The 6,125-nt window shown below is 48.5% G+C and carries 5 protein-coding genes and 3 pseudogenes; 6 read left to right on the top strand and 2 right to left on the bottom strand.

Features of this window, described 5'->3' with window-relative positions:
• Positions 1 to 122: 122 nt before the first annotated feature.
• A pseudogene (locus IR141_RS11785) lies at positions 123 to 575 on the top strand (IS1595 family transposase); the annotation flags it as partial.
• 56 nt (positions 576 to 631) lie between these two features.
• On the opposite strand, the gene tsaA reads toward IR141_RS11785, so the two are convergent.
• On the bottom strand, positions 632 to 1,315 hold the full coding sequence (gene tsaA, locus IR141_RS11780) for a tRNA (N6-threonylcarbamoyladenosine(37)-N6)-methyltransferase TrmO (RefSeq protein ID WP_135037513.1): 684 nt from the start codon (positions 1,313 to 1,315) through the stop codon (positions 632 to 634).
• A 356-nt stretch (positions 1,316 to 1,671) separates the two neighbouring features.
• On the opposite strand from tsaA, the gene IR141_RS11775 reads away from it, so the two are divergent.
• The 5 genes and pseudogenes from IR141_RS11775 to IR141_RS13585 all read left to right on the top strand — a co-directional run.
• Positions 1,672 to 2,307, top strand: a complete 636-nt coding sequence (locus tag IR141_RS11775; protein WP_135037510.1) for a nicotinamidase — start codon at positions 1,672 to 1,674, stop codon at positions 2,305 to 2,307.
• Between the two features lie 50 nt (positions 2,308 to 2,357).
• Positions 2,358 to 3,332, top strand: a complete 975-nt coding sequence (gene waaC / locus IR141_RS11770; RefSeq protein WP_135037507.1) for a lipopolysaccharide heptosyltransferase I — start codon at positions 2,358 to 2,360, stop codon at positions 3,330 to 3,332.
• A 239-nt stretch (positions 3,333 to 3,571) separates the two neighbouring features.
• Entirely contained in the window at positions 3,572 to 4,324 is a 753-nt protein-coding gene (locus IR141_RS11765; protein WP_135037504.1) for an electron transfer flavoprotein subunit beta/FixA family protein, read from the top strand.
• Positions 4,325 to 4,337: 13 nt separating this feature from the next.
• The gene (locus IR141_RS11760) at positions 4,338 to 5,288 is read left to right on the top strand and encodes an electron transfer flavoprotein subunit alpha/FixB family protein (protein WP_135037501.1); all 951 of its coding nucleotides are present in this window, start codon (positions 4,338 to 4,340) and stop codon (positions 5,286 to 5,288) included.
• Between the two features lie 165 nt (positions 5,289 to 5,453).
• A pseudogene (locus tag IR141_RS13585) lies at positions 5,454 to 5,865 on the top strand (IS1595 family transposase); the annotation flags it as partial.
• Between the two features lie 40 nt (positions 5,866 to 5,905).
• On the opposite strand, the pseudogene IR141_RS11755 reads toward IR141_RS13585, so the two are convergent.
• A pseudogene (locus tag IR141_RS11755) lies at positions 5,906 to 6,125 on the bottom strand (IS1595 family transposase); the annotation flags it as partial.

Genomic DNA, 6,125 nt, shown 5'->3' with positions numbered 1-6,125 from the left:
GCATAACATCCAGGTTGGGCTCCGCTGTGTGATAAAGCGGAGCAGTTTATAACAAACGGAGAGTGGCTCAATTTTGGAGCACAACTCCCCGTTTCCCTGGCTCAGTTTTGCACGATATTTAACAGTTGGACGAAAGCTGTTTCGACAGACGGCGCAAAGGACGGCGCAGACGCAGGGCGGTAGGAAAGGTAGTGGTTTTCGGTATTATGAAACGGAACGACAAAGTCTATACGGTGGTTGCAAACAATGCCGAATCAGACACCTTGATGCCTGTAATCAAACAGAAAATCATGCCGGACAGTATTGTTTATACAGACAGCCTGAGCAGCTACGAGACGCTGAATGTCAGCGGTTTTATCCATCACCGTATCAACCATTCCAAAGCGTTTGCCGACCGTCAGAACCACATCAACGGTATTGAGAATTTTTGGAATCAGGCCAAGCGCGTGCTACGCAAATACAACTGTATTGACCGAAAATCCTTCCCACTGTTCTTGAATGAATGTGAGTTTCGGTTTAACTTCGGTACACCGTCTGAGCAGCTTAAAATCCCGCAAGATTGGTGTGGAATTTAGGGATAATCTACTTCAGCCCCTTATTTTTTCAGACGGTCTGATCAGTTTATTGTGATTTATGTTTCTCTGAGTGTTTCTACCGCCAGAACCAAAGCACTGCTGCCCTTGATTTGAAACTTTACACAGTAGGCGGCAATATCCATCACATATACCCGTTTTGGAATATCTTGGTAGGCGGGTCGCGGGTCTTGGGCGATGCTTTGTCCGATTAAATCGCGGTCGGCTTGGGTGAGCTGCCCGACTCTGCAGCGGGGATGCCAGTTTACGGACAATTCTTCGGGCTTGGCGGCAGCGAAACCGCCTGCGGCATCGGGTTTGGCTTCTACAAACGGAATATAGGGTTTGATGTCGATAACGGGTGTACCGTCAAGCAGGTCGGCACCGCTGCAATACAGGCGCACTGGGCGGGTGGTTTCGATACGCTCGAGTTTCAGCAGCGATAGGCCGAGATGGTTGGGGCGGTGTGGGCTGCGGGTGGCAAATACGCCCATTTTTTGTTTGCCGCGCAAGCGCGGCGGGCGTACCAGCGGCGACCAGCCTTCGGTTAAAACATCGTGAAAAATAAAACTGATCCACACATAATCGAAGTTTTCCAAGCCGCGTACACTGTCGGCAGGGAACGATGGGGCAAGCTCGATGCATACTTCGGCAGCGGGTACGAGACCGGGCTGGCGGGCAATGCCGAATTTTTGCTTGTAGGGGGAATGCGCAGTGGCAATGGGGGTAATGGTATGGTGCATGGCCGTCTGAAAGACGTTGGTAAAGGTGCATGATAACACTGGAGTAAAGGGCATTTAAACCAGGATACTGATGTGGATTTGAAGACAGTAAGCGTATTGTGAGCCTGCTTAATTTGCAGAGGCGCTGCCATACCTCAGTGCCTTTGCCGAAGAATCTGCCATCTGCGGCTTTCCCGATATCGAAAATGTGGGCTCAGAGAAGTGCAGTACCAGCTAAATTGCTTCGGTAGTTTACAGAATTGTTTTTGAGCCCAAAAAACGATCGATGCCGCATCGGTTTCACTTGAATCTGTTGCGTTATCGGTTTCAGACGGCCTTTGTTATAATGGTGGCTGCTGAAAACCGAGAGCCTGTTTATGATAGTGTCGATAGACGTTGATGCCCAGAAAACCTTTTCACCATTATGCCCAAACGAACTGCCGGTGGTTGAGGGCGATACGATAGTGGCGGAACTGAACGCGCAGGCTGCGCTGGCAGATTTGCGTGTGATGACTAAAGATGCGCACAGCCCGGCGGCGAAATGGTTGGTGGCGGATGCTGCCGATATGCTCAAACCCACCGGCCTGCCCGAAGCCGATGTTACTTGGGTTTCCCACGCGATTGTAGGCAGCAGGGGCTATGAACTGTTAGACGGCCTGCCATCAGCCAAAGAATACGATTATTGTGTATGGAAAGGCGTTGATCCCGAATTTCACCCCTACGGAGCCTGTTTTCACGATATCGGCGAAAAGCTCAGCACAGGGCTGCTCGAATGGTTGCACAGCAAAGGGGCGGAAATCATTATCGTGGGCGGCTTGGCCACAGATTATTGTGTGAAAACAACGGTTTTACAGCTTCTAAAGGGAGGCGGCTGGAAAGTGGTCGTGAATGCGGCAGCATGCCGGGGCATTGCTCCCGAAACTGTGGAAACGGCATGGAACGAAATGATAGATGCTGGGGCATTGGTGCTGGAAAACGCCAACGCTGTTTCAGATTATATTAAAAATCAATAGTTTGTATATGTTTCACGTGAAACACGGCGACTGTTGACGGGATTGCTGAAATGAAGGTGCTGCTGGTAAGGCTTTCGAGTATGGGTGATTTAATCCACACGCTGCCGGCCGTGAGCGATTTATCACGCGCACACCCTGATGTGGAACTGCATTGGTTGAGCGAAGCGGGTTTTGCCGACATTGCCCGTCTGCATCCGTTTGTGAAAGAAGTGCACGAGATGCGCTGGCGGCAATGGCGCAAACAATTGGGCCGGGCAGAAACATGGCGTGAAATAGGCCGTCTGAAAAGTATTTTGCAGCGACAGCAATTTGATTTTGTGTTAGACGGTCAAGGGTTGATGAAGAGTGCGTTGTTTGCAAAAACGGCCAATGCGCCCGCCAAAGGCTTGGATTTCAACAGTGCGCGAGAACGCTGGGCGGCTCTAATTTATAACCAAACTTATGCAGTGCCCAAAGGCAGGAATGCCGTTTGGCGCAACCGTAATTTGTTTGCGCAGGCGTTTGGTTATGAAATACCTGCCGAACAGCGTTTCGGGTTGAGTGTACCGCCGGAGGGCCGTCTGAAAGATTTGCCTGAACATTATTATGTTGCCTTGCATGCCACCAGCCGCGACAGCAAACTATGGCCGCAAAATCATTGGCTTGATTTATTGCAAAAACTGCATGACGGCGGCGGCAGCTCCATTTACCTGCCGTGGGGTAATGAAACAGAAAAACTGCGGGCGGAAAATATTGCAGCCATATTGCCGTTTGTCCGAGTGTGCAACAGGCTGAATCTGTTGCAGGCTGCTTTCTTGCTTGATAATGCTGCCGGTGTGATTGGCGTGGATACCGGCTTGCTGCACCTTGCCAATGCACTGGATACACCTGTGGTCGGTATCTATACCGATAGCGACCCGGCCAAAACCGGCGTACAGGTTTCGCCGTGGGCGGTGAACCTCGGCAATGTAGCGAAAATTCCTGATGTGGAAGAAGTGCATCAAAGCTTATTGTCCTGCATACGGGCAAAAGCCGAGGCCGTCTGAAGATAAAAGTAGAGCTTTATCATGCCGGCATCTGTGATGCCGGCAGCCGTTTTCAGACGGCCTATATAATTTTTCAATATTTTTCACATATCAGCAGATGCTTGAGAGCAATTACTTTAATTCGGGTATAATCCCTATTTTGTTTGGCGGTGTGAGTCGTTTTTGCAGAACAGGCACTTTGTTTTTCTGCAAAAACCGTTTAACCGATTACTGCCGGGAGCCCGGCTTAAGGAGGGTTTATGAAAGCACTGGTTGCCGTAAAACGAGTGGTGGATTATAACGTTAAAGTCCGTGTGAAAACCGATGGTTCAGACGTAGATATCGACAATGTCAAAATGTCGATGAATCCGTTTGACGAGGTGGCCGTAGAAGAAGCGGTACGCTTGAAAGAAGCAGGTAAAATCAGCGAAATTGTGGCCGTATCGTTGGGTGGAAAAAAAAGTGAAGAAACCCTGCGCACCGCTTTGGCGATGGGGGCCGACCGCGCTGTTCATATAGAAACAGATGCCAAATTAGAACCGCTGACGGTTGCTAAATTGTTAAAAGCTGTTGCCGAAAAAGAAACTCCACAGCTGTTATTGCTGGGCAAACAGGCCATTGACGATGATGCCAATCAGACAGCGCAAATGCTGGCAGCCCTACTTGGTGTCGCACAAGGTACGTTTGCCTGCAAAGTGGTGTTGGAAGGCAATAATGAAGTATTGGTAACCCGTGAAGTGGATGGTGGTGAAGAAACGCTGGCGTTGAAGCTGCCTGCCGTAATCAGTGCCGATTTGCGTTTAAACGAGCCACGTTTTGTCAAACTGCCCAATATTATGGCAGCCAAGAAAAAACCGCTTGAAAAAACTACGCCGGCCGATCTCGGCGTAAACGTCATCCCGAAAACCAATGTTGTGAAAGTGGCCGAACCTAAGCCACGTCAAGCCGGCATCAAAGTAAGCAGTGTTGCCGAACTGGTTGAAAAATTGAAAAACGAAGCCAAAGTTATTTGAAAAAGGGCGAAACATGAGCGTTTTAATTATTGCAGAGCACAATAACCAACAGTTAAATCCAGCCACCTTGCATGCTGTTACCGCTGCCGCTAAGCTCGGTGAGGTTCACATTTTAGTGGCAGGCCATAATGCTGCCGATGTAGTTGAATCTGCAAAGAAAATCAACGGTGTAACTAAGGTTTTGCTAGCAGATGCTCCCCATTACGGCAACGCACTTGCAGAAGAAATTACCCCGTTGGTGGTCAACCTAGCTGGAGATTACCGGTATATAAGTGCCACAGCCACTGCTTTCGGTAAAAACCTACTCCCCCGCATCGCCGCTCTGCTTGACGCACCACAGATTTCTGATTTAACCGAGGTAGTTGATTTTAAAACATTTGTTCGACCAATTTACGCAGGTAATGCTTTTGAAACCATACAAAGTGATGCTCCAAAGTTAGTACTTACTTTCCGTGCTACCTCATTTGACGCTGCAGAAAATGGTGGAAATGCCGAAGTGCAGACTATAGAAGCGGCACCGGCACAAAACCTGAGCCGTTTTGTGAAACAGGGATTTATCCAATCCGAGCGCCCCGAGTTAACTCAAGCCAAAGTAGTGGTGGCAGGCGGACGCGCTTTGGGAAGTGCCGAACAATTCAACGCTATACTTACACCACTGGCCGATATATTTGGAGCAGCAATCGGTGCATCCCGCGCTGCCGTTGATGCCGAATACGCTCCGAATGATGCTCAAGTGGGTCAAACCGGTAAAGTGGTTGCTCCGCAACTTTACTTCGCCATAGGAATTTCCGGTGCTATCCAGCATACTGCCGGCATACAAGACAGTAAAGTGATCGTGGCCATAAACAAAGACCCTGATGCCCCGATCTTTAACGTATCCGATTACGGTATTGTCGGTGACCTGTTTGATGTCGTGCCACAACTGACTACTGCATTGAAAAGCCAAGCAAAGTGTTTTACGTAAAATAATATATTACATCTCGAATGCATAAAAACCTGTTCACCTTTATTTGAATTAAAGGATGTTCAGGTTTTTTATTTAGATTAATTTAAACAGTTATACAGTTTTAGTTTATTTTGGTAGGAGCTTAGGAAGCAAAGTCACCCAATATAGTGATACACTTCTGAAATGAAATTAAAAAACAAGTATCAAAAGTGCAGTAAAATTACCGAGTCCCAATGCCGTCAGGTCCTACGGCTTTCCGCCTTCTATTTGAACGCTTCTGATACCGCTCAAACTGACCGGAATCAGTGTCGGAAGCATCAATAGTCCGTACCTGAAGTTACGCCGGAGCCCTGCTGGCGAATGCGGGCAGACACCTCTTTCTAAAACGCCGTAGAATCAGACGAATCCCATTTCAATACAAAAATCATCCGAGGTAAACGCGGGGGCAAAGCGAGTGCTAAAATCATCGTTTCCGACATCCTAAAACGAGGCAGCAAGGGTTTGTACCGAAGTTGTTCCCGATGCTTCCAAAGCAACGCTGCAAAAGGTTATCGGAGGCCGTATCAAAGTCGAGAGCATGACCAATACCGATGGCCGGCGGGGCACCGAAATGGGTTGGGGCTTAGGAAGCAAAATTAGCCCAAGGGTCGATTTCTCAGTATTTTAAGCAAGACTAATACAGATCATCATGCCTGTGATTGAAGCGAAATTAGGTTTCCTTTAAGTGTAATAAAAAGTCTGTTTCGGTACACCGTTAAATTTAACCAAGCGGTTTTTGGCATAACCCCAAAACAATTCGATGCCGTTAATGTGTTGCGCACCCCGGGCGAACTCGTCTGCACCATGATGTACCCT

This window comes from Neisseria sp. 19428wB4_WF04 (assembly GCF_015235335.1).
In the GTDB taxonomy this organism is placed as follows: domain Bacteria; phylum Pseudomonadota; class Gammaproteobacteria; order Burkholderiales; family Neisseriaceae; genus Neisseria; species Neisseria musculi.
This window is presented reverse-complemented; position numbering and strand designations above follow the sequence as displayed.

Bases quoted from the DNA above. Each gene is read 5' to 3' on its own strand.
- IR141_RS11765 (WP_135037504.1), top strand. From the start codon at position 3,572: ATGAAAGCACTGGTTGCCGTAAAACGAGTGGTGGATTATAACGTTAAA.
- tsaA (WP_135037513.1), bottom strand. From the start codon at position 1,315: ATGCACCATACCATTACCCCCATTGCCACTGCGCATTCCCCCTACAAG.
- IR141_RS11760 (WP_135037501.1), top strand. From the start codon at position 4,338: ATGAGCGTTTTAATTATTGCAGAGCACAATAACCAACAGTTAAATCCA.
- IR141_RS11775 (WP_135037510.1), top strand. From the start codon at position 1,672: ATGATAGTGTCGATAGACGTTGATGCCCAGAAAACCTTTTCACCATTA.
- waaC (WP_135037507.1), top strand. From the start codon at position 2,358: ATGAAGGTGCTGCTGGTAAGGCTTTCGAGTATGGGTGATTTAATCCAC.